Here is a 23146-nt window from a genome sequence, read left to right as displayed (position 1 = left end):
CATAATCATTTTTCTCATTTTTAAATCAAAGAGTGGATTTCGTATACATTCGATGATCTCTAGATTCCATTGCCAGCATAACTGACTCGAACTTGTTGTACTTGTAATAAATGAACGATTAAATCCAATATAATTTTTTGGTGCAATTGACGATAGTAAGGTACTGATTCATTTTGTTTGGAACCTTCATTTCCGTTGTCTGCGGCAGTGTACTCAATATTTTGTGATATATATCCTTTTATAAATAAATTTCCTTTCAGTGCTGTACATGTTCCATTATCTAATGATGGGGAGAATTGAGTAGGTACGAATTTACAATTTGTTAGTACGACCTCTTTAGAGATTTCTTTAACGCCCAAAATCTCTTCTTCAAATACAACATCTTCTTCTAAAATTATTTCCATTTTGTATTCCCCTACTACAACTGGAACTCTAATTTGTATAAAGTCATGAGATGTACAAGTTTTGTTATCTGTTTCGCTTGTTTTCGCAGCTTTTGAGTCATGCAGGGGAACTGCAATAGATTGATAATGATTGTTTTTATTATTCTTACTATAACTGGAAACAGTGTCAGTTAAAGAGATCATTTCATGAATTTTAGAGCAAACTAAACGGCAATCAGGCTGTTCAGGATAATAAGTTGTAGTATTGAGTAATTTTGTGTTTAATTGAGGAGTTTGTTTATTGTTTAAGTCAAGAAATTCAGCTGAATTTTGAACTATACTGCTAAAGATAGGAGAATGAAGAAAGTCATCTATTTCTACAAAAGTCGAAAATGGTCTTTTTATAGTCATCGAACATGTTTTTCCATATTTGATAGATTCATCTGCATTATCAAAATTAATAGCTTTTTGATCATTCGTTCCATCCGATTCGGATGAAGGATGAACAGGCTCAAAAACAGAATCGGTCGGAGATTTTTTATTTATCTCCTGTTCAGCATGAGAAACCTCATCCGTTTTCACAGTATGCTCAACATCAGCTGAGGAAATTTGTTCAGGAACGACACCATCCGACGAATGATCCGGCTCAACTTTATGGTCAATAAAATTGGTTTCATGGATATTTTCTTGATCATTTATTTCATCCGGGCCGGATGAAGCAGGAACAGGTTCAAAAACTGAATCGGTTAGAGCATGATCCTTTATATCCTGTTCAAGACCAGCAGCATGAGGAGTTTCATCCATTTTCGAAGCACGAACAACATCTGTTGTAGGAACTTGTTCAGAGTCGGCAATATCCAATGGACGAGTTAGTTCGACTGTATGGTTAATAAAATTGATCTTAAAGACATCTTGATCGTTCATTTCATCCAAACTGGATAAATCCTGGGCAGGTTCAAATGCTGAATCTGCTGGATGATCCTTTTTATCCTGTTCAAGATCAGCATGGAAATACTCATCCGTATTCACAGCATACTCATCAACAGCTGGAGGAGATTGTTCAGGAACGACATCGTCCGATGATGAATGAACTGGCTCGACTGTATAGTCAATAGGATTGGTTTCACTGATATTCTCTTGATCATTTATTTTATCTGAGCTGGATGAGTCATGGGCAAATTCAAAAACGGAATTGGTTGGAGGATGATCCTTTGTCTCCTGTTCAAGACCAGCATGGAAATACTCATCCGTATTCACAGCATACTCATCAACAGCTGGAGGAGATTGTTCAGGAACGGCATCGTCCGATGATGAATGAACTGGTTCGACTGTATGGTTAATAAGATTGATTTCACGGATATCCTTATGATTGTTTATTTCATCCGAGCTGGATGGAGCATGAACTAGCTCAAAACCCGAATTGGTTGAAGGTTGATCATTCGTCTCCTGTTCATCAAGACCAGTTAGAGAAATCTGCTTAATATGAGAAGCCTCATCCGTATTCACAGCATGCTCATCAACAGCTGGAAAAACTTGTTTAAGATTGTTTTCATCCAATAAATGAGCAAGCTCGACTGAATAATCAAAAGAATTAGTTTCAAAGTGATCCTCTTGATCATTTATTTCATTCGAGCTGGATGCAAAGGTATACACAAGTTCAAAAACCGAATCCATTGAATCTTGATCGTATTTCTCATGATGTTCAAAATCAGTTAAGGAAATACGCCTAACATGAGAAAAACCATCCATTTTCAAAGTATGATCATTACTAGCGAAGAGAACTAGTTCAGAATTGGTTCTATTCGATGATGAATGAGCGGGCCAGACTGAATGATCAATAGGATCATTATCAAAGTCATCCTCTTGATCATTTATTTCATCCGAATTGGATGAAGTATGAACAGGCTCAAAAACAGAATCGGTTGGAGGATGATCCTTTGTCTCATGGTCAGGGCTAGGTAGAGAAATCTGCTTAATATCATGGGAAGAACAATCCGTTTTCAAATTATGATCAGCATTAGCTAAAGGCATTAGTTCAGAATCGTTTCCATCCGATGATGAATGAGCTCTATCGACTGAATGATCAATAGGATCAGTATCAAAGCCATCTTCTTGATCATCTATTTCATCCGAATTGGATGAAGGATGAACAGGCTCAAGAACCGAATCGGTTGGAGGCTGATCCTTTGTCTCATGGTCAGGGCTAGGTAGAGAAATCTGCTTAATATCATGGGAAGAACAATCCGTTTTCAAATCATGATCAGCATTAGCTAAAGGCATTAGTTCAGAATCGTTTCCATCCGATGATGAATGAGCTCTATCGACTGAATGATCAATAGGATCAGTATCAAAGCCATCTTCTTGATCATTTATTTCATCCGAATTGGATGAAGGATGAACAGGCTCAAGAACCGAATCGGCTGAGGGGTGCTCCTTTGTCTCATGGCTAGGGCTAGGTAGAGAAATCTGCTTAATATGGGAATCATCCGTTTTTAAAGTGTGGTCATCAGTTGAGGAAACGTGTTCAGGATCAGTCGTTCTATTCGATGGTTGAGTAGGACCACAGATGCTGCCTGTATGATTTCTTTTAGACATATTATACTTTTTGTATAAATTCATCAGTTTGGAAACATTATTTTTATTTTTGTTTAGTTTGGTCACCTTTTTTATACCGTAATTTTCATGTGAATCATCTGCTTCTGCTGTATCAATGCGATTTGGCACAATATCTGATTTGTGACTATCATCATCTTCTTCTGTATGCTGAAAATTGGGACATACAGATTTTTTTTGAACTCTTGAAGATTTAAAAATGTTCATTTGTTTAGAACGTATTTGCTGCATCCTCTCATGGTGAATCCATGGAGTTTTCATGACACCTCACTCCCAAATTAACGAATTTTTACTGTATTTATTTATGCTTTATTTCCCGCATTTGTCCCTGTACAATTCAGGAAATTTCAAAAATAAGCTCTATGTAGCATTTTTCTCAAATCAGATGATTTGCCTGTTTCTCTTCAAAAATTCGATAAATGGGGATACTATGCCCGCTAATCTTTTTATAATATTGATATGGAATATAAAAATAAATGATTGCATAGATGAATGAAATGAAAAGTTTTTAGATATAAGAAGGGGAACTTGAAGGATTAAAAGAGGACAAAATTAGAGCTTTTTATTTCCGAATAAGATACTTCCATTGTTGAAATTAGCGTAATTAAACGCAAAAACACAAGGGGCTGTCTAAGAACTGCCCTAACAAGAACATTAAGGTTTTATGCTTCGCCTATTTGATGAAACAAATTTAAAGCGCTAAAGTGAAAAGTGTGGTAAACTTTATTATCATTAAAATGTAATAGGGTGTTTGATTCAATTGGAAATTAAACAATTGAAGTGTTTTCTTGAGGTTACACGTACCGGCAATTTTACCACTGCATCTGAGAATCTGTTCATTACGCAGCCTGCTCTCAGCAGAATTATCAAATCATTGGAGGATGAAATTGGAGCACCGCTTTTCATACGTACTAGAAAAAAGCTGATATTGACGGATGCAGGCCGTATTTTAAAAAAACATGCTTTAAAAATTGAAAATCAGCTGCAGCAATTGGATGCAGAACTTGATAAAATGTTTATGCAAAGAAAACGACAAATTCGCATCGGGCTACCTACGATTACGAATTCCATTTTCTTCTCAAAATTGATTGCATCGTTTCATGAAGAATATCCAGAGGTGATTTTCCTACTAGAAGAGGATGGTTCCAAACCAGTTGAAGAGAAGGTTCTCAATAATTTATTGGATTTTGGGGTCGTTGTTCTTTCTGAGGAAAATGAAAATCTTGACAGTATTATATTTGTGAATGAGAAATTAAAACTAGTTGTCTCTTCGTCTCATCGTCTGGCGGGAAAACAGGAAGTGTCTTTGCAGGAGCTAAAAAAAGAGGACTTTATTATGTTCGACCGGGATTTTGTGCTAAGAAATCTTGTCATCAATTCTTGTAGAGAAGCCGGTTTTCAACCGAAAATTATTTCGGAAACATCACAACTGGAGTTTATTCAAGAATTGGTTGCCTACAATATAGGTATTACTTTGCTGCCTGAAAGTACGTGTATAGAACTAACAGATGATTTTAAAACGATCACCGTCACTAATCCGGAAATCGAATGGAATCTGGCAATGATTTGGAGAAAGGATGCAAGCTTATCACAGATTGCGCAGGAATTTGTACGATTTGCAAAAGAAAAGCTGTCGACAGCTAATCCCGGACAGGATTCTAAATCCGATTGAGTCAACTATAAGAAGGCTTCCTTTTATGAAAGGGAAGCTTTTTTTACTTGAAGCAGAAAAAAGAAGAAAGTGTCTTTTTTGTGTGGAGCCGTCTCTTGTACTTAAGTAGGGGTTAGGAAGGATTCATTTGAATATCATGTTTCATATGTTCGTGGAAGCGGCCGCTATCTTTTCATGAAAAATAGATAGAGGTTCTAGATGTCCGTTGATTTCCTGCATCTACAAACGATTTTCATAGATAGCTTGAAGAAAGACGGATGTTTCCAACGGTTAGAAACCGTCTGGGACTTGCTCTCGTTGTGCGAATGCGAGACAGTGGTCCGACCGTCCATAAACAATACGAGCTCTATATGGTGTAAACATTTTTTTCAATAGACAATCACTGTTCGTTGTAAAAGAGGTAAAAACAATGTATATTTAATTGAGAATGATAATCATTTACTGAGTTCTAGGAGAGGTGGAAATAGATGAAATATGACGAATTATACGATGTGACGATTATTGGCGGCGGACCAGCGGGGTTGTATGCGGCATTTTATAGCGGATTGCGGGAAATGAAAACAAAGCTGATTGAGTATCAGCCGCAATTGGGCGGCAAGCTTCATGTTTACCCGGAGAAAATGATTTGGGATGTTGGAGGACATGCACCGATTACAGGAGAACAATTAATTAAGCAGCTTGTCAAGCAAGGATTAACATTTAATCCTACAGTGGTACTAAATGAAAAGATTGAATCGATGAAACGAAAGGAAGATGGCACTTTTATATTGCAGGCCGCTTCTGGACGGCAGCATTTTTCCAAGACGGTCATTGTCGCAGTGGGAAGCGGTATATTGAAGCCGCAAAAACTGGAGATCGAGGGTGCAGAAAAGTTCGAGGTGGCTAATCTGCATTATACAGTGAAATCGTTAAAGCTCTTCAAAAATAAAACGGTCATCATTTCAGGAGGAGGCAATGCGGCTATTGATTGGGCGAATGAATTAGTGCCGATTGCTAAAAAAGTGTATTTGACGTATCGAGGGGAGATGTTAAAAGGTCATGAATCGCAGGTGACGCAGCTTCTAAACAGCTCGGCTACTTGTTATTTTCATACAACGATTACCAAATTGATTGCCAGCGAGGACCATGAACGGATTGAACGAGTTGAGCTAACAAACCGTGAAACAGGAGAGATCACCTATTTACCGATTGATGAAGTAATTGTGAATCATGGCTATGAGCGCGATTCCTCCTTGCTGGAAAAAAGCGAGCTGAAAATTCAAATGATTGACAATCACTACATTGCGGGCAACGCCCATAGCGAATCTTCTGTACCGGGACTTTATGCAGCGGGGGATATTCTAAAATACGATGGGAAATTGCATTTGATTGCGGGGGCCTTTCAGGATGCCGCAAATGCGGTAAATAGCGCTAAACAATTTATTGAACCTAAGGCTGATAAATTTGGCATGGTATCATCCCATAACGAAATCTTTAAAGAACTCAACCGAGAATTGATAAAGCAAATGATGAAATAAAAGTTTATTTGGAATAGAATGTAACACACGACCAAGCTCAATGATACGATCCCTTTATAGTAGACAGGAAAAAGAAAGCCTGTTCATCTGTCTATTATGGAGGGATTTTTCTATATGTGCTTTTTTATTCCTGTCTACTTGACTGGGGACAGCTCATCACACGGGTGGTTTTTTGTTTAGGTTAAAGAGCGCTTCCATACTATTTTGTTATGAATTGTATATAGGATTGGCATTGTATCTTTGCAAACCAGCTATATTATAATTCTCTTTGTAAAAATTCTAATACGGATGAAGCGTACGCTTCAAAAGTATTTTTATACGTAAGGTGATCATGATGGAAGCAAAAAAAGTTAAAGAAACACGTGTTGTTCAAACAGATCAAGTGCTCATAAATGATTTGAACAATTATCATACATTATTTGGCGGAGTTTTAATGAAGAAGATGGATGCATGTGCGACGCTTTCCGCCCGCAGACATACAAGGGTAAAGGAATGTGTTACGGCGTCGACCGACTCCGTTAATTTCCTTGAACCGATCCGGGTAAGTGATTCGGTTTGTATTGAATCATTTGTTAGCTATACAGGTAAAAGATCCATGGAGATTTTCTGTAAAGTGATTGCAGAAGATCTAGAAACTGGGAAACGAAGAATTGCAGCTACTGCATTTTTCACTTTTGTTCCCTTGGATGAGAATAAAAGACCGTTGGAAGTACCGCCTATTATTCCAGAAACAGAGGAAGAAAAATATCTCTACGAAACAGGAAAAGAACGTGAAAGCATTCGCAAGTTAAAAAGACAACAAAATAAAGAACTCGTGTCCAGACTTTCACTGAATAAACCGTGGGATTAATACGGAACAAAGGAATGATATAGTGTGATAATAGACTCTAGTTACGATGAGTTGAAAAATGCACAAACCGCTATCGAAAACTTAAAGGCAACAACACCAACTATTTATCGGAAATTTTTAAATATCGTCCATTTGACTCGTCAATTACAATATGGATATCAATATATGGGCTCTTTACTAATGGATGAAGACCCGGATCGATTCCAACCGAAATTTCAGGATGATTATGTATTGTCTATCTATCATCAGGAAATCGAAAAACTAAAAAAAGATAAAAGATTTCCGGAATTAAAACAATTGCTGCAATCATATAAACATATTAGCTATACAAACATTAGCAAGCTGGCTTTAGGGGAAAAACCAGCAGCATTAATTGGTCCAGCCGTGGTCCATTAATTGTTCGAAGGAAACTGAAAAAATTTAATTGGGTGGATCGAACTTTGATTCGATTCACCTTATTTATTTTTAAAGAGTGTTAAAAGGCCGCTTTCTCAGACCATAAATTCCTTGCATTACAAACAGCTGTCCGAAAAAAATATAAACGTTATTTTTATTTGAAAAAGGGGCGCCTCTTAGCTGAAAAATCAGCTTGAGACAGCCCCCACACTACCAACGGTTATTCTAAGGCCTTACTCCTTTTTAGTCCATTCACCGACAAATTCGATTTCGTTATAGGAATAGAAGTCTTTCAATATCTTTTCGCAATCATCTAAGAAAAGCTGATCCGCTACTTCTGACACGAGCTTGCGTATCCCGTATTTCAGGCCGGAAAGAGCAGCTGCTGTAATGCCGCAGCTGATCAAACCCGAATAGTTGAAAGCGAAAATTCCGTACAGAAGCTTTTTGCCCTTTTCATCGCGGCTTATAAAAGCGAAACCAGGGCTGAGATAAGGATGGGCATCAAGCATTGGATTGGCCAGCTCCTTCGGGGGATGATAGCGGTCTCCCCAACGAGCAATGTGGCTTTCGACAAGTCTCAGCTCCGGACGCAAAGCAGGATCAGTGACGAGTCCGGTGCAGATGATCAGAAAATCGAAGGTGAACTTGCCCTGAGGTGTGGTCACTACTGCACCTTGATCTGCAGCTTCAACATCAAGCCATGGTGCTCCTAAGTGCAGGTGAAAACCGGGCCATGAGGCTGCGCGTCCGAAGGTATCGTTGGTCGGCGGCTGATTATATTTAAAGAAATGAGCGATGATTGCATATTTATCAGCGTCCGATAGAGCTTGGAAACGTTCAATTAGACCGGAAACTTCCATATAGCGGATCGGATTGATACGCTGCAATTTCTTGCGGCGGACAAAGACATGAACTTCGGCCGCCCCCTCTGATAAGGCAAAATTGGCATTATCAAAGGCAGATGCGCCGCCGCCCAAAATTCCGATCTTTTTCCCTTGTAGTGCTTTAAAATCAATTGTTTCTGAGGAGTGGGCATAGAGATGATGCGGCAATTTTTCAGCAATGAAAGGAGGAACATGCCATTCGCCACCGCCTTGAATTCCCGTGGCTAAAATAACCTTTCGTGCGAGCAATATGTCAGATGGTGCACCCGTTCCTTCCATATGAAGCCGATGAATCCCTTCATCAGTCGGCTCTATCAACTTCAACTTTACTTCATTGATGACGGGCAGATTGAGAACTTTCCGAAACCAGCGCAAATAATTCATCCAATCTCCCCGAGGAATTTTGTCTAGCGCTTCCCAGCCTTCCGGTCCGAATTGTGCTTCCCACCAAGCGCGGAAGGTTAGGGAAGGAATCCCAAGGTCGATGGAGGTCAAATGTTTAGGTGTTCGCAAGGTCACCATACGGGCGTAGGTTTCCCACGGTCCTTCCCAGCCCTCTCGGTTTTCATCAATGACAAGAATGTTGGATATCCGTTCGCGTAGAAGACCGAAAGCCGCACCTAAGCCGCTTTGGCCGCCGCCGACGATCACGACATCGTAGACATGCCCTTCAGGTTTTTTTAGCGTTCGCACCCAGCTTGGACCTCCGAAGGCGAGATAGGAAAGATCGGTTTTCACTTGTTTGTTTAATGCCTCTAAGCTCATCCTTTTTCACTTCTTTCAACTGTAAGATTTGAAAGTCACATATGTCAGCCTTATCCGTAAACAGAAATCCGCATGAGAAGAATTATTATATTGAATCAATCATTATTGTTTTTACAGTACCACTTGCCCATATAGTATCACTTCAACCATTTTTATTGAATGTGTATTGTATCTAAAATCTCCTTTAATCGTTATGTAAAATAACTAAAAATGCTTGTTTAATTTCTTCTAAGGAACGAATACCAAGGCTATCTTCATCTAGTCGTTCCTGTAAAACACTCCTAATGAGCCAATAGCTAACCGATTGCCCCGATTTCTCCAATGGGCATAATTTGTGCAAAAAAGCGCATCTTCTGATGTTCATTCCTCAGTCAATTTGTGTGGATTTTTTCTAGTTCAGATGCTTATTGTTGCTTTTTGTATAAATCCGCAGCGGTCAGCTTTTTTAAGACGATAACTATTAAAGCCGAATCTGTTTAAAAAATTTTTTCTATCATTTACAAAAAATGAGTGATTACTCACTTCACAAAATTCGTTTGCACAACTATAATGTATGTGAGTACTCACTCATTTTGTACGAAAGGAAGGGAAAAAATGGCCTCAATGATTATTGTCCGTAAAGCTGCGATTTCATTTGGGAAGGAAAAAGTGCTAAAAAATATTGATTTGGACGTAAATGAGGGAGAGATTTTCGGGCTTCTTGGTCCATCCGGCTCTGGGAAAACGACGTTGGTCAAAATGATCACAGGAATTTTAGAGGGAGATCAAGGAGAAATTTTTATCAAAGATCAAAAGGTTCCTTCACTCGAGCTAATGAAATCAATCGGTTATATGGCGCAATCGGATGCTCTTTATCAGGAGTTGACCGCGAAAGAAAACCTGGAATTTATAGCCGCTATTTACGGGCTAAAACGCCAAGAACGGAAGAAAGCGATTCAGGAAGTTTTGGAAATTGTCGATTTAACTGATCATATGGATAAAGTTGTCAAGGACTTTTCAGGTGGGATGAAAAGGCGGTTGTCTCTAGCTGCTTCGCTCATGCATAAACCGGATCTATTAATTTTAGACGAACCGACGGTTGGAATCGATCCAGTGCTTCGCCAATCGATATGGAGTGAATTAAGAAAACTAAAAAACAACGGGATGACCATTTTAGTTACGACACATGTCATGGATGAAGCGGAAAAGTGTGATCGTCTGGCCATGCTAAGAAACGGTTATATCATTGCTTGTGACACGCCGGAAAAGCTAAAAGAAAACCAAAAGGTCGATTCACTTGAAGAAGCATTTTTAGCATACGGGAGGAATGAGAAATGAGAGTAGGAGCTGTTGTCATCCGAATTATAAGACAGCTGTTAAGGGATAAACGGTCGATTGCTTTATTGATCTTTGCGCCGCTTTTAGTTATCACTCTTGTATGGCTTGTATTAGACGGCGACCCATACGAACCGAAAATAGCAGCAGAAAATATACCGGCGCCGCTTGAGCAAGTATTGCAAAATGAATTGGAGAAAGATGTTGTTCAAATGTCCGAAAGTGAAGCGAAGGAGGCTTTTCAAAAAGAGGATTTAGATGCATTTATAACGATAAAAAATCATGTTCCGTATGTTTTGCTGGAAGGAAGCGACCCGACAGCCAATTCAGCGGTTATGAAGGTGATTCAAACCGCCTTCAGCTCCCTGTCAGACCAAAAAAATATTCAGCCTGATGTCGAATATTATTATGGCTCTGACAAAATCAATCTTTTTGATCAGACGGGTTCAGTACTAATCGGTTTTTTTGTCTTTTTCTTTGTTTTTGTGCTAGGCGGTATTTCATTTTTGCGGGAAAGAACACAAGGAACATTAGAAAAATTGCTGTCGACGCCGATTAAAAGATGGGAGATTGTAACAGGCTATTTGCTAGGATTTGGCTTATTCACGATTATTCAATCGTTCGTTATTGTCACGTATTGCGTATATGTACTTGATATTTGGATGGCAGGGGATTTTTGGCAGCTGTTAGTAGTTACATTTTTATTAGCCATCACTGCGCTGGCGCTTGCTACCCTTTTATCAGCCTTTGCAAATAATGAGCTGCAAATCATGCAGTTTATTCCGATTGTCATCATTCCACAAGCATTTTTTTCGGGAATCTTTAACTTGGAGACATTGGCAGAGTGGTTGCAAGTGTTGAGTAAATTTATGCCGCTTACTTACGGAGCGGACGCCATTCAAGAAATCATGATTAAAGGAAAAGACTTGGTCGATCTTTGGCAGGATTTGCTAATATTGTTCGGCTTTGTGCTGCTTTTCTATGTCTTAAATATATTTGCATTGAAAAAACATCGCAGATTATAACAATAAAAGAGAGAAATAAGGAGGAAAGTGTATGGACCAGAAAAATTTTATGGACGAGTTCATGAAGGCAGCGAATCAAGATTTAACGCCAAAGCAGGCAAAAATTCTTCAAGCGGCAGTCGAAATTTTCGCCGAAAAAGGGTATGCTGCGACATCCACGAGCGAAATTGCGAAAAGAGCCGGGGTAGCGGAAGGAACGATTTTTCGCCATTATAAAACAAAAAAAGATTTGCTGATATCCATCGTTTCACCGATCATTATAGAATTTGCCGTTCCCTTATTTGCTGAAAGGTTTATCAATGAAGTTTTCCAGGATCAACGACTTGATGATTTTGAAGATCTGTTAAGGAAAATCATCCGTAACCGCTATCAATTTGTCAAAAACAATGTCCCATTGTTAAAAATTTTTTTTCAGGAAATGGCGTTCCATGCAGAAATTCAAGAAAAATTTAGCGCGGTTTTTACTGAAAAAGTTTTGCCTCAGTTTATAAAAGTTGTCAACCATTTTAAACAAAATGGGCAAATAGGAGATTTTCCCACCGAGACTGTCATACGTTTAACGATTAACTCGATCGTTGGTTTTTTCATTACCCGCTTTTTGGTCATGCCGGATTATCCATGGGATGACGAGAAAGAAATAGAATACACGATCCAATTTATTCGGAACGGGTTAAAGGGGATTTGACGGCTTAATCAATCATCAAAGATACATGATTTTTTGCAGGATAGTCTGCCCTGAAGGAAGACTATCCTCTTTTAATTAAATTGGAATTAACCAAGCGGTCTTCGAAATTTAGCAATATAGTATATATTAGCAATACCAGCGGCTTGTTGAATCTTATTTCATTTACCCTCGTTTTTTCTCATCAAACTGCTGATTGTCAAATTTGTTAATGCATTATCAATCAACCACCACTACTTGTTGGCTGCCATATATCTTTTTAATGTTAGGACTAATATTTTCTGTTATTAAGTATGTTAAATCTTTAGTAGGACATACAATGTGATTGGAAACAGTGCTTAATTTATCAGATGTTGCCATCCCTAATATTTCAGAAGAGATGGAAGCCATTTTCCGCTTTACTAATGCTTCTGATAAGCTTGGGACGCTGATTCCTATATAAGGATCAATTTTGTAAATTCCCATGATATATAAATCTGCTCTCATATTACTTAAAGATTCGACAGTGTCTATTCCTAAATTAACCATTGATTGTTTGAATAAAGTTCCGCCGATCATAATAACATCAATATGTTGATGATTAGTCAGAGCCATAGCGATTGGCGGGCTGTTTGTAATGACGGTGGCTTTTAATGTTAAAGGTAATTGGTTTACTAGATGTAAATTAGTCGTTCCTCCATCAATTAATAAAACCATGTCTTCTTTTATAAAGGATAAAGCTTTTTTAGCTAATTTAATTTTAACTTCATTAAACATGTGCTGCCTTGTTGAAAAATCAACAACAGGAGGCCCTATCCTCAAGGCTCCGCTATGAACCCTTTTAATAAGTCCGCGGTTATCAAGCTCCTTTAAATCTCTTCGAATTGTATCCTCCGAAACTGACAAACGTTTACTTAAATCGCTTGCAATAACTTTATGTTCTTCATTTAAAATCTGCAAGATTTTTTGTTGACGTTCTTCCTTTAGCATAGTGACTTTACTCCTTTAAGTCTTTCTTATAGTTTATCATAATTTCAACAATTGATCAAAACGCATTCGCGCAAATAATGGCACAAAAACGCAAAAACATGCTTTACTTTTCATTGTATGCGTTTTATAATAAAGGAAAACACGCAAACACATGCAAATGGAGGCACAAACATGCAAAATAATAAAAAAATAACGATTGCACCTTCTATTATGTGTGCTGACTTATGTAATTTAGAAAAAAGTGTAAAAGAAATTGAGAAAGAAGGATTGGATACTTTACATATTGATATTATAGATGGACACTTTAGCCCTAGTATGCCATTGGGAATAGATACTATTAAGCAATTACGAAAAATAACTGATATGAATTTTGATGTCCACATTATGTCCAATAATAATGAATTTTTTATACAAGAGATGATCAAAATTGATGTACAACAAATATCATTTCACTATGAAACGAGCACTCATATTGATCGATACATTAACTTAATAAAAAACAATGGAATTAAAGCAGGTTTAGCACTCAACCCAGCAACTCCCCTGTCTGTCCTGGATTATATTTTGCCGAAGTGCGATACCATTTTGTTAATGTTAATCAATCCAGGCTTTGCAACTGATGAAAATGAAAAGCAAGTTTCTTATGCAATAAAAAAAGTAGAAGATTTGGCGCGATTAATAAAAGAAAAAGAATTGGATACAAATATTGAGGTTGATGGCAGAGTATCTTTAGACACAATACCAAGCTTAGTAAAAGCTGGGGCCGACATACTAGTTGCCGGGAGTACAAGCTTATTTATTCGAGACAAAAGTTTAGCTGAGAATAAAAAAGCGATGGAAAAATGCATCATAGAAGGTTTATTGTGAAAAGAGGGGAAATAATGGTTAATTACTATGATATTGTAAAGGAAATTACAAACGAACTCACCACTACTTTAAACCAAATTGATATGAATGAAGTCAATAAATTGTTAATCGAGATAAAAAAAGCAGATAAAGTATTTTTTGTCGGGGTTGGAAGAGTTCTATTATCTTTGAAAGCTATCGCTAAACGATTAGCCCATCTTGGTATTAAAACTTATATTGTCGGCCAAATCACTGAGCCTGCAATAACTGAAAAAGACTTATTGATAGTGGGGTCGGGAAGCGGAGAAACGGCTTTTCCATTAATCATTGCAAAGAAGGCAAAGCAATTTAAAGCAAAAGTTGCTCATATAGGTGCAAATCCAAATAGCTCAATGAATGAGTATTCAGATTGTTTCGTAAGGATACCAGTAGGTACAAAACTACAGCTGCCAAATGAAGTGAAATCTGTACAACCAATGACAAGCTTATTTGAACAAAGCTTATTGTTATTAGGTGACACGTTAGCCTTAATGATGATTAGAGAGCAAAATATTGATATGTCTAGTCTTTGGCAATATCACGCGAATTTAGAGTAAAAAGTTAATAGCCTCGCTGGATTGGATATTCTTTGATAAAGAGTTTTAAGTATTGTAAAGGGAGATAATATTATGCTAGCGTTGCATTTTGGTGCAGGGAATATAGGGAAAGGTTTAATTGGTTACTTATTAAACAAAACTGGGTATGAAGTTTGTTTCGTGGATATAAATCAAAAAACGGTTGATAAATTTAACAATTACAATAGTTATCAGGTTGAGATATTAGATGATAATCATACGGTAGAGACTATCTCTCCGGTTTCAGCATTAAACAGTGTAACACAAGAAGAAGAAGTGGTCAATGCTATTGTGAATGCAGATTTAATTACAACATCTGTCGGCATCAATAACATACCTAAAATTGCTAATATATTAGCTCAAGGCCTTTTGAAAAGAGCAAAAGAAAATAAAAAGAAGATCGACATTATCGCAAATGAAAATGCAATTAACGCTTCTTCCAGTTTGAAACGTGAGATAAAGAGATATGTTTCAAATAAAGAAATGGAAAATATATGTACTTTTGTTGGCTTTCCTAATTCAGCTATTGATCGCCTAGCTTTATCAAAACATAGCGAAGGGGGTGAGAGTGTTCTTGTAGAACCGTTCTATGAATGGATCATTAACAAATCAGAAATCGTTAATGCAGATTCGCCTATTATAAAAAACGCAATCTATGTTGAAGATTTACAGCCTTATATTGAAAGAAAATTATATTTAGTGAATATGGGTCATGCGGCAACTGCTTATATTGGGTTTTTAGCAGGAGAATCTACAATACAGAGCGCTTTGAGAAATGCAAAAATTGAACATCTTGTACGGGAAACGCTAAATGAAGCTTCCCAATATATTTTGAGGAAATTTAATATGGATCCAAAAGATATGAGTGATTTTATTGAAAGAATTATAAAGCGCTTTAAAAACAAAAATATTAGCGACTCGATTTTGCGAGTAGGAAGATCGCCGATTCGCAAACTGGGCTATAATGAACGATTAATTAAACCCACTAGAGAACTTTTTGATTTAGGACTTTCAATAGAATATTTATCAGTTGCCGTTGCTGCTGCATTTTTATTCGATAACCCTGATGATGAAGAGTCTGTAATTTTGCAAAACTACATTTGTGAAAATGGGATCGAACAAGCCATTTTACATTTTACAGAGTTAGAAAATAAAACAATTAGAGAAAAAATTAAAGAAATTTATTATCAACTAAAAATACAGAAATGGTAGTGTAAATAGAATCATGAAGAAAGGTGAAACGGTGTGTTAAGTGAATATTTAAAAGGTAATATAAATTTCTTGAATAGAGTATCTTCATGGGAGGAATCTATAAGAGTTGCTTCCGATCCTTTATTAAAAAAAGGTAATATTACTCCTAAATATATTCAAGATATGATTGATAATGTCAATAAAAATGGTCCATATATAGTAATTGTTCCGGGAATTGCCATGCCGCATGCAAGAAACGAAGGAGGAGTAATCAAAACAGGCATTTCTTTTTTGAAATTACAAAACAACGTGCAGTTCCCAGAGGGAAAAGAAGTGAATATTATTATCGTCTTAGCGGCTGAAGACAATTCAAGTCATTTAGGTTTGCTATCCGACTTATCTTCTATACTAATTGATGAAGATGTTGTAAACAAGTTTAGAAATTCAAGCAATGAAGAAGAAATAATGAATGTTATTAAAATGGTAGAATAAAAAATGTTTTTTTGATTAAATTTAAAATTTAAACATCGTTTTTTTTTCAAAAAAGTATAGAAATTTCTTCTATAAATATTGATATGAAGAAAGGGTGTTATACATGGAAAATGTAATTAAAGCCAAAACTCCATCTTTTCGTGCACGCATCCAAGCTGTTGGAGGATTCTTGACCAATATGGTTTTGCCGAATATTGGAGCTTTTATTGCATGGGGGTTATTAACAGCTTTGTTTATACCTTCTGGCTGGTTTCCAAATGAGAATCTTGCTAGTATAGTTGATCCGGCAATCAAGTATTTATTGCCTTTGCTTTTAGCAAGCACAGGAGGGAGAATGGTTGCCGGCCAAAGGGGCGCTGTAATGGGTACCATCGGAGCCATAGGGCTAATAGTTGGATCCGATATACCAATGTTTTTAGGCGCGATGATTATTGGTCCTTTGGGAGGCTGGCTTATAAAGAAATTTGATAAATTGATAGATGGTAAAATACCTGCAGGATTTGAAATGATTGTTAATAACTTTTCAATTGGTATTTTAGGCTTCTTTCTAATGATTTTCTCCTTTTATTTTATAGGACCGGTTATTGAAGCGGCAAATAATGTTGTTTCATCCGCTATTAAATCTCTAGTGGATACAGGGTACTTACCATTATTATCTCTTATTAATGAGCCAGCTAAAGTATTGTTTTTAAATAACGTCATTGATCAAGGAATATATTATCCTTTAGGTATGCAAGAAACGCTTGAAGCAGGAAAATCAATTTACTTTACCGTTGCGTCAAACCCAGGTCCTGGTCTTGGATTATTATTAGCTTTTAGCTTTTTCGGCAAAAAGGCTGCTAAGCGGACTGCTCCGGGTGCTATAATAATTCATTTCTTCGGAGGCATTCATGAGTTATACTTCCCATATGTATTAATGAAACCATTAACAATTTTAGCAATGATTGCCGGCGGGATGTCAGGTATTACAACTTTTTATCTTTTCGATGCGGGTCTTGTAGCTGGACCTAGTCCGGGATCCATAATATCTTATTTAGCTTTAACCCCTAAAGGTAATTTCCTAGGAATCATTTCAGGTGTAATCGTAGCTGCGGTAGTATCCTTCATCGTTACTGCAATAATATTAAAGTTTGATAAAAAAACAGATGAAGAAGATTTTACAAGTTCAATCGAAAAGTCAAAAGCAATGAAATCTGAAGGGAAACAAATTTTAAATCCATCTAATGAACTGTCTAATACAAAAATAAGTAAAATTTCATTTGCTTGCGATGCAGGTGCCGGCAGCAGTGCATTAGGTGCAACCACATTTAGAAAAAGACTGCAAAAAGCAAATATTGACGGTATTGAAGTAAAACATTATAGAATAGAGGATGTTCCAGAAGACACTGACATTATCGTCGTTCATAAAGATTTATTAGAAAGAGCAAGATTATCTCATAAAAACAAAAGAATTATCACTATAGAAAATTATATAGAAGATCCTAATTTATTAAAATTAATTGATGAATTAGGGAAAAGGTAAACAAATGGTTTTGTGTAATTGGAGATTCCTTGCTTGCAAACGTTATCAACAATTTTATAGATATTAGTATTAAAAAGAAAAATAATCATTAGGAGATTAGAGATATGAAAACAGTACTCCCTTGAGATTTAGCTTTTGTGGACGTGGTGTTTTTGCAAATGGCGCAAATAAGGCAATGCTCATTTTTGCAATCGCGGACGGCTCACCACGTCCACTATTCAAAATTAGATTAAACAAAGGTCCTAAATTATATAAGTTAAATAGCCTAAGATACCATAAATTTAATTTACGGTTTTTCTAATCTGAAATGAATTGAAAGCAATGGAACTCCTGATTTATCTTTTTAAAAATATGTTCAAAGTTTTTTAAGTTTCTATCTCTCTAATAAACGAAGAAGTTGTTTTATGGTAATTTTGCAAAATTAAGCGATACACCAATTATTTCAGATTCGGCTATTGTGATTTTGTGTTGAAGACAACAAGAAAATAATAAACATCCGTCCACTATAAAATTATTAATTTTCACTTTTTCAAACGTGCCTATTTCTAAGTCTTTCTATATAATACTTGAATTTGGAAACAGTTTCAAGTTTTATTTAATAATCATTATAGGTGACACCTTTTTTTCGAGTTTGAGCTGTCTGCTTATTCCTGTGAAAAATCATTCTACATGCGAAAAGCTTTTTGGGAAAGAATTGCACTTTGGAACAAACAAAGATAAAGAAATAATAGGAAATGACAGAAATGATGGAAAATACGCTCTGTTTTTTCTTAACGTTTAACTATGTAGAAAACGATCAAGATCAGAAATATCATCTTTACGAATGAATCTAACAAAGCTGTTGAAATCATTATCTTCAATCTATAGCAAAAGCCGGAATGGTATCATAACCACTCCGGCTTTTTGATTGCAAAGTTTTTGGAATTATATCGGTTATATTAAGCTGCGGATTGCTTATTATTTTTAAAAGAATTGATATATGAAATAGCTTTTTCAACATCGAACTGACCTTCCCATTTAGACATAACGACAGCGGCTAATGAATTTCCAATGACATTGACCACTGTTCTAGCCATATCGAGAATACGGTCAATACCTGCGATAAATGCAAGACCTTCAGGCGGGATGCCTACTGCTCCCAGCGTAGCCAACAGTACAACAAATGAAACGCCTGGAACGCCTGCAATTCCTTTTGAGGTCAACATTAATACTAGCACCAATGAAATTTGATCAGCGATGGACAAATCAATGCCATACATTTGTGCTATAAACAGTGCTGCTAATGCTTGGTATAGGGTTGAACCATCTAAGTTAAAGGAATAACCTGTTGGAATGACAAATGCTGTAATGGATTTTGGGCATCCAAATTTCTCCATTTTCTCCATTATTCTTGGCATAACTGTTTCTGAGCTTGAGGTTGAATAGGCAAGGATAAGCTCTTCTTTAAGTAAACGGATGATGTGAAAAATGTTTAGACCGACTAATTTTGCAACAAATCCAAGAACGACGACAACGAAGAATAACATTGTTCCATAGCCGACAATTACTAATTTACCCAACGGCACCAATGATTCGATACCGAATTTAGACACAGTCACACCGATAAGGGCAAACACACCAAATGGTGCAAATTTCATCACTTGGTTCGTCACCCAGAACATCGTTTCAGCTGTACCTTGGAAAAAGGCAATGATCGGTTTTCCACGCTCTCCGATGGCTGTGACTCCAAGTCCGAAAAATACAGAGAAGAAAATGATCGCCAGCATATTTCCTTCAACAAATGCCTGGAAAATGTTTGGTGGAACAATGTTGACAAATGTATCAGCTATTCCGTGGCTTTCAACTGCTTCTGCCGTATCGACATAACTATGAATATCTGTTTTCTCTAATGAGCTCATATCGACGCCGGAACCAGGCTGAAAAATGTTAGCTGCTAAAAGTCCGACAATAATGGCGACAGTTGTAATAATTTCAAAATACAAAATTGTTTTTCCGCCAAGCTTTCCGAGCTTTTTTGTATCACCTACACTTGCAATACCGACAATTAAGCTGGAAATAACAATTGGAATGACGATCATTTTAATTAATCGTAAAAATATATCCCCAATTGGCTGCAAAAATTTCGCAACATCTGGGTTACCATAAAAAATAGTACCAACAACAATACCTAGTACAAGACCTATTAAAATTTGCCAAGCCAAGCTTATTCTTTTCATCATAGCACCTCTTTTCTTTTATAATTGCCTCCAAAACGAATGGATGACAAAATTGATTATCATTATCTTTTAAATGATTACTCGTCGAAATAATAAGCTATAATAATTAGTAGAGTTGTTTGCGAGAGCGCTTACGAGTTATCTCATCTAATTTAAAATTGAAACTACAAGATCAGACGATAAATCTACAAAATTCTACAAATTGATTATTTACTTCGTTTTTAAAATTCTAACTTTTATTCAATTTTTTAAGAGGAACCATTATAACAAGGTTGTGGTAATATTGAACTTGCACTCTCTTGAAAAAAAAGAACTTCAATTATTGGTTGCAATGATCATTTTGGTTCCGCTCGCTGGCGAAATTAAATTTTATCCATTTAATGAAGTTTATCGGGTGAGTTTTGGACCTCCAACATTGTTTATTTTTTTATTGTGGCTGAGAAAGGTACCAGCTGTTATATGTGGTGTTCTTGCAGGCTTATCAATTGTGACATTTCGGGTTCTTCTCGATTTGATATCCCTTACATCTGTTGATTGGATGGCTTCCATTCATACAAATTCTCCTTATTTTTTCTATTACTTCACGTATGCGCTTGTTTTTTCTGTTTTAAGAATTCACCGATTTTACAATCGACCATGGGTGATCGGCCTTTTGGGGATTGTGATAGAATTGGCAGCCGGGATTGTCGAGCTACTCGCTGAAAATATTATGATTGGAACGGTAATGACTTTAGATGCCTTTAATAAAATTATGATTATTGCCATATTCCGAAGTTTTTTTGTGATCGGTTTATTTAGTATGATAAAATTGCATGAATCTAAGCTAAGGGAAGCGGAGATTCAAAAACGCAATGAACATATGATCATGCTGGTATCGAACCTTTACGAAGAGTCGGTGCTATTAAAAAAATCCGTTCAAGATGCTGAGGAAATTACGAGGCAATCTTACAACCTGTATCAAAAATTGCAGGAGATCAGGAAAGGGAAGAAAAGGCTGTCGCTGGAGGAGCTTTCACGGCATGCCTTGAGGATTGCCGGCGAGGTTCATGAGATCAAAAAAGATAATCAACGCATTTTGTCTGGACTTTCAAAAGTAATTTCAGAAGAAAGCTCCCTTGATTATTTAGATGTCCGATCACTTTTATCAATCATTGTTCGAACACATGAGAAGTATGCTGAGCTGTTGGGGAAAAACATTGAATTCAGTATTGCATATAATGGGTCACATCCTGAGTATCATGTGTATACGTTTATTTCCATTGTGAATAACCTTGTCGCTAACGCAGTGGAGGCCATCAAAGGAACTGGCAGCATTGAGATTGCAGTGGAGCGGGAAAATGATTGGCTCCAAATACGCGTTCATGATGATGGTCCCGGAATTCCCAATCAATATAAAGATATTATTTTTAAACCAGGATTCACCTTGAAATTCGACAGCACGGGCAATTCATCAACAGGTATTGGGCTTTCATATGTGAAAGAATTGGCAGAAAAGCTTAACGGGGAAGTAATGATTGCGCATCAGGAAGATAGCAAAGGGGCAACATTTATCGTTCGTCTGCCAATTGGAAATTTAACCCAGAAAAGGTGATTTTATGAGGTTTTTTATAATAGATGACGATGAGTCAATTCGTACTATGCTATGGCATATCATTGAAGACGAGGAACTTGGTGAAGTCGTCGGCGAAGCAGCAGACGGTGCTGATGTTAGCGGTGAATTTTTAAATTTGAAGAAAGTCGATATTTTATTAGTTGACCTGTTAATGCCCATTCAGGACGGCATTGAAACGATTAAGAAAATCAAGCCGATTTTTAAAGGAAAAATTGTTATGATATCGCAGGTGGAATCAAAGGATATGATCGGCCAAGCTTATGAATACGGAATCGAAAACTATATAACGAAGCCGATTAATAAAATTGAAGTATTGTCAATCTTAAAGAAGGTGATGGGTCATATATGTTTGGAAAAAACCATTCAGGATATCCATCACTCTTTATATAGTGTTATGAACGTTGATCATCTTCTAAAGCAAAATGTAAATCCTTATAAAGAAAATTCTCTTTCTGCCAGTGCACGATTCCTCCTTTCAGAACTAGGCATTGCCGGAGAAAGCGGCAGTAAAGATCTCATTGAAATCATGCAGTTTTTATATGATTACGAACAAGAGAAAACATTTGCCGGCGGATTTCCTTCATTAAAGGAGATATTTAGAAATATTGCGTTGAAGAAGCTTGGAGAAGCAGCCAGTGAAGAGGATCTGAAAAGGGAAATTAAAGCGTCTGAACAACGTGTGCGGAGGGCGATCTATCATTCCTTGAACAACTTAGCGTCACTTGGGCTCACAGACTTCATCCATCCAAAGTTTGAAAATTACTCATCCAAATTTTTTGATTTCACTGCTGTTCGTCAAAAAATGGAGGAATTAAAAGCCGATCGGCCTGCAGCTGCATCGTCTATACGAATCAATACGAAAAAATTTATCCATGCTTTTTATTTTGAAATCAAGCACTTGATGGAGGAATAAAATCGATTTCAAAGATTCCCTGCATGCGTGCAAACTTATGAAAGTAAAAATGAATCATTCATCTTATTCAAAACAGCGAAACGGTCATAAGTGCCGAAAAAGAGGAAATAACTACAGCTTCATTTTTTATGGGCCATTCTTATTGTAAGAAATGGCCCATTACGTCTTTTAGGGATTGGCTGGCCAGCTCGTCTTCCATCGCTTTTTGAACGCGCGTAAATGTGCTGTCCAGGGCGGATTGAATGTTTTTTCCAACGGGACAATTGGGGTTCGGATTTTCGTGAATAGCGAATAATTCATCTTTCGGTTCGACCGCTTTAAAAATATCCAAAAGTGTTATGTCTTCAGGGTTTTTTGTTAATTTTGCTCCGGTTCTGCCGGCATGGGAAGTTAATAGTCCCGCTTTCTTGAGCATGCTTGTAATTCGCCGGATCACCACGGGATTCGTGTTGACGCTTTTGGCAATAAATTCTGAAGACATATGCTCAAGGGGATTTGATGCTATTAAGATCATAATATGAATCGCCACTGCTAAACGGCTGTTAATCATAAGTTTCCACCACCATTTGTCACTATTTTAGTGACAAATTTGAAATTTTGTCAAACAGGTCGGCAGGCAATGATTTCCGGATGACAGCTTCAATCAATAAGTTGACAGGGATTTATA

The 23146-nt window shown here is 36.9% G+C and carries 20 protein-coding genes; 14 read left to right on the top strand and 6 right to left on the bottom strand.

Translation table 11 applies throughout. The features are described 5' to 3' along the window. Positions 1–59: 59 nt before the first annotated feature. Entirely contained in the window at positions 60–3257 is a 3198-nt protein-coding gene (locus NSQ94_RS18890) for a BC_2427 family protein (protein WP_339229829.1), read from the bottom strand. A gap of 499 nt (positions 3258–3756) precedes the next feature. Here NSQ94_RS18890 and NSQ94_RS18885 point away from each other — a divergent pair, with 499 nt between their 5' ends. The 4 genes from NSQ94_RS18885 to NSQ94_RS18870 all read left to right on the top strand — a co-directional run bounded on the left by NSQ94_RS18885 (position 3757) and on the right by NSQ94_RS18870 (position 7431). Next, positions 3757–4668 carry a LysR family transcriptional regulator gene (locus NSQ94_RS18885; RefSeq protein WP_339229827.1) on the top strand — a complete coding sequence of 304 codons (912 nt, stop codon included), beginning with the start codon at positions 3757–3759 and terminating at the stop codon, positions 4666–4668. 467 nt (positions 4669–5135) lie between these two features. Beyond that, positions 5136–6185 (top strand): NAD(P)/FAD-dependent oxidoreductase, encoded by a 1050-nt coding sequence (locus NSQ94_RS18880; protein WP_327848293.1) that lies wholly within the window; start codon positions 5136–5138, stop codon positions 6183–6185. Positions 6186–6519: 334 nt separating this feature from the next. Next, the gene (locus NSQ94_RS18875) at positions 6520–7035 is read left to right on the top strand and encodes an acyl-CoA thioesterase (RefSeq protein WP_082829614.1); all 516 of its coding nucleotides are present in this window, start codon (positions 6520–6522) and stop codon (positions 7033–7035) included. Between the two features lie 24 nt (positions 7036–7059). Next, on the top strand, positions 7060–7431 hold the full coding sequence (locus NSQ94_RS18870; RefSeq protein ID WP_063388277.1) for a hypothetical protein: 372 nt from the start codon (positions 7060–7062) through the stop codon (positions 7429–7431). A 233-nt stretch (positions 7432–7664) separates the two neighbouring features. Here NSQ94_RS18870 and NSQ94_RS18865 read toward each other — a convergent pair whose 3' ends face one another. Continuing rightward, positions 7665–9083: an NAD(P)/FAD-dependent oxidoreductase gene (locus tag NSQ94_RS18865; RefSeq protein WP_339229825.1), complete on the bottom strand. Its 1419-nt coding sequence runs from the start codon at positions 9081–9083 to the stop codon at positions 7665–7667. Between the two features lie 184 nt (positions 9084–9267). Then, positions 9268–9423, bottom strand: coding sequence for a hypothetical protein (locus tag NSQ94_RS18860; protein ID WP_339229823.1), 156 nt, complete (start codon positions 9421–9423; stop codon positions 9268–9270). A 254-nt stretch (positions 9424–9677) separates the two neighbouring features. Between NSQ94_RS18860 and NSQ94_RS18855 the strand changes: the two genes are divergently transcribed. From NSQ94_RS18855 to NSQ94_RS18845, 3 genes are read left to right on the top strand one after another with little or no spacing between them, the layout of a single operon-like run. After that, positions 9678–10400, top strand: coding sequence for an ABC transporter ATP-binding protein (locus NSQ94_RS18855; protein ID WP_066251497.1), 723 nt, complete (start codon positions 9678–9680; stop codon positions 10398–10400). Further along, on the top strand, positions 10397–11422 hold the full coding sequence (locus NSQ94_RS18850) for an ABC transporter permease (protein ID WP_311066690.1): 1026 nt from the start codon (positions 10397–10399) through the stop codon (positions 11420–11422). The genes NSQ94_RS18855 and NSQ94_RS18850 overlap by 4 nt, the downstream gene beginning before the upstream one ends. A gap of 31 nt (positions 11423–11453) precedes the next feature. After that, positions 11454–12107: a TetR/AcrR family transcriptional regulator gene (locus tag NSQ94_RS18845; protein ID WP_130156921.1), complete on the top strand. Its 654-nt coding sequence runs from the start codon at positions 11454–11456 to the stop codon at positions 12105–12107. Between the two features lie 216 nt (positions 12108–12323). On the opposite strand, the gene NSQ94_RS18840 is transcribed toward NSQ94_RS18845, so the two are convergent. Then, the gene (locus tag NSQ94_RS18840) at positions 12324–13073 is read right to left on the bottom strand and encodes a DeoR/GlpR family DNA-binding transcription regulator (RefSeq protein ID WP_066251483.1); all 750 of its coding nucleotides are present in this window, start codon (positions 13071–13073) and stop codon (positions 12324–12326) included. 171 nt (positions 13074–13244) lie between these two features. On the opposite strand from NSQ94_RS18840, the gene NSQ94_RS18835 reads away from it, so the two are divergent. From NSQ94_RS18835 to NSQ94_RS18815, 5 genes are all read left to right on the top strand, one after another. Next, positions 13245–13940, top strand: a complete 696-nt coding sequence (locus NSQ94_RS18835; protein WP_117016900.1) for a ribulose-phosphate 3-epimerase — start codon at positions 13245–13247, stop codon at positions 13938–13940. Positions 13941–13954: 14 nt separating this feature from the next. Beyond that, entirely contained in the window at positions 13955–14515 is a 561-nt protein-coding gene (gene hxlB / locus NSQ94_RS18830; protein WP_339229821.1) for a 6-phospho-3-hexuloisomerase, read from the top strand. Between the two features lie 72 nt (positions 14516–14587). Next, entirely contained in the window at positions 14588–15745 is a 1158-nt protein-coding gene (locus NSQ94_RS18825; protein ID WP_327848291.1) for a mannitol-1-phosphate 5-dehydrogenase, read from the top strand. A 33-nt stretch (positions 15746–15778) separates the two neighbouring features. Then, positions 15779–16216 carry a PTS sugar transporter subunit IIA gene (locus tag NSQ94_RS18820; protein ID WP_066251473.1) on the top strand — a complete coding sequence of 146 codons (438 nt, stop codon included), beginning with the start codon at positions 15779–15781 and terminating at the stop codon, positions 16214–16216. A 103-nt stretch (positions 16217–16319) separates the two neighbouring features. After that, the gene (locus NSQ94_RS18815; protein WP_066251470.1) at positions 16320–17738 is read left to right on the top strand and encodes a PTS mannitol transporter subunit IICB; all 1419 of its coding nucleotides are present in this window, start codon (positions 16320–16322) and stop codon (positions 17736–17738) included. Between the two features lie 938 nt (positions 17739–18676). Here NSQ94_RS18815 and NSQ94_RS18810 read toward each other — a convergent pair. Further along, positions 18677–19954, bottom strand: a complete 1278-nt coding sequence (locus tag NSQ94_RS18810; protein WP_066251467.1) for a cation:dicarboxylase symporter family transporter — start codon at positions 19952–19954, stop codon at positions 18677–18679. Positions 19955–20237: 283 nt separating this feature from the next. Here NSQ94_RS18810 and NSQ94_RS18805 point away from each other — a divergent pair, with 283 nt between their 5' ends. Together NSQ94_RS18805 and NSQ94_RS18800 are read left to right on the top strand one after the other, a co-directional pair. After that, positions 20238–21545 carry a sensor histidine kinase gene (locus tag NSQ94_RS18805; RefSeq protein WP_339229818.1) on the top strand — a complete coding sequence of 436 codons (1308 nt, stop codon included), beginning with the start codon at positions 20238–20240 and terminating at the stop codon, positions 21543–21545. Between the two features lie 4 nt (positions 21546–21549). Next, a complete protein-coding gene (locus NSQ94_RS18800) occupies positions 21550–22479 on the top strand; it encodes a response regulator (RefSeq protein ID WP_339229816.1) in 930 nt (309 codons plus the stop codon). Between the two features lie 139 nt (positions 22480–22618). On the opposite strand, the gene NSQ94_RS18795 is transcribed toward NSQ94_RS18800, so the two are convergent. Continuing rightward, entirely contained in the window at positions 22619–23029 is a 411-nt protein-coding gene (locus NSQ94_RS18795; RefSeq protein ID WP_327848286.1) for an Rrf2 family transcriptional regulator, read from the bottom strand. Positions 23030–23146 lie beyond the last annotated feature (117 nt).

This window comes from Aeribacillus sp. FSL K6-2833 (genome assembly GCF_037965815.1).
Taxonomy (GTDB): domain Bacteria; phylum Bacillota; class Bacilli; order Bacillales; family Aeribacillaceae; genus Aeribacillus; species Aeribacillus composti.
The sequence above is the reverse complement of the archived record's forward strand: the minus strand, read 5'-3'. Positions and strand labels throughout refer to the sequence as shown.

Excerpts from the sequence above, each read along its gene's own strand:
- NSQ94_RS18835 (WP_117016900.1), top strand. The coding sequence starts at position 13,245 with ATGCAAAATAATAAAAAAATAACGATTGCACCTTCTATTATGTGTGCT.
- NSQ94_RS18810 (WP_066251467.1), bottom strand. The coding sequence starts at position 19,954 with ATGAAAAGAATAAGCTTGGCTTGGCAAATTTTAATAGGTCTTGTACTA.
- NSQ94_RS18840 (WP_066251483.1), bottom strand. The coding sequence starts at position 13,073 with ATGCTAAAGGAAGAACGTCAACAAAAAATCTTGCAGATTTTAAATGAA.
- NSQ94_RS18855 (WP_066251497.1), top strand. The coding sequence starts at position 9,678 with ATGGCCTCAATGATTATTGTCCGTAAAGCTGCGATTTCATTTGGGAAG.
- NSQ94_RS18875 (WP_082829614.1), top strand. The coding sequence starts at position 6,520 with ATGGAAGCAAAAAAAGTTAAAGAAACACGTGTTGTTCAAACAGATCAA.
- NSQ94_RS18800 (WP_339229816.1), top strand. The coding sequence starts at position 21,550 with ATGAGGTTTTTTATAATAGATGACGATGAGTCAATTCGTACTATGCTA.
- NSQ94_RS18890 (WP_339229829.1), bottom strand. The coding sequence starts at position 3,257 with ATGAAAACTCCATGGATTCACCATGAGAGGATGCAGCAAATACGTTCT.
- NSQ94_RS18865 (WP_339229825.1), bottom strand. The coding sequence starts at position 9,083 with ATGAGCTTAGAGGCATTAAACAAACAAGTGAAAACCGATCTTTCCTAT.
- NSQ94_RS18815 (WP_066251470.1), top strand. The coding sequence starts at position 16,320 with ATGGAAAATGTAATTAAAGCCAAAACTCCATCTTTTCGTGCACGCATC.
- NSQ94_RS18850 (WP_311066690.1), top strand. The coding sequence starts at position 10,397 with ATGAGAGTAGGAGCTGTTGTCATCCGAATTATAAGACAGCTGTTAAGG.
- NSQ94_RS18795 (WP_327848286.1), bottom strand. The coding sequence starts at position 23,029 with ATGATTAACAGCCGTTTAGCAGTGGCGATTCATATTATGATCTTAATA.
- hxlB (WP_339229821.1), top strand. The coding sequence starts at position 13,955 with ATGGTTAATTACTATGATATTGTAAAGGAAATTACAAACGAACTCACC.
- NSQ94_RS18880 (WP_327848293.1), top strand. The coding sequence starts at position 5,136 with ATGAAATATGACGAATTATACGATGTGACGATTATTGGCGGCGGACCA.
- NSQ94_RS18825 (WP_327848291.1), top strand. The coding sequence starts at position 14,588 with ATGCTAGCGTTGCATTTTGGTGCAGGGAATATAGGGAAAGGTTTAATT.
- NSQ94_RS18845 (WP_130156921.1), top strand. The coding sequence starts at position 11,454 with ATGGACCAGAAAAATTTTATGGACGAGTTCATGAAGGCAGCGAATCAA.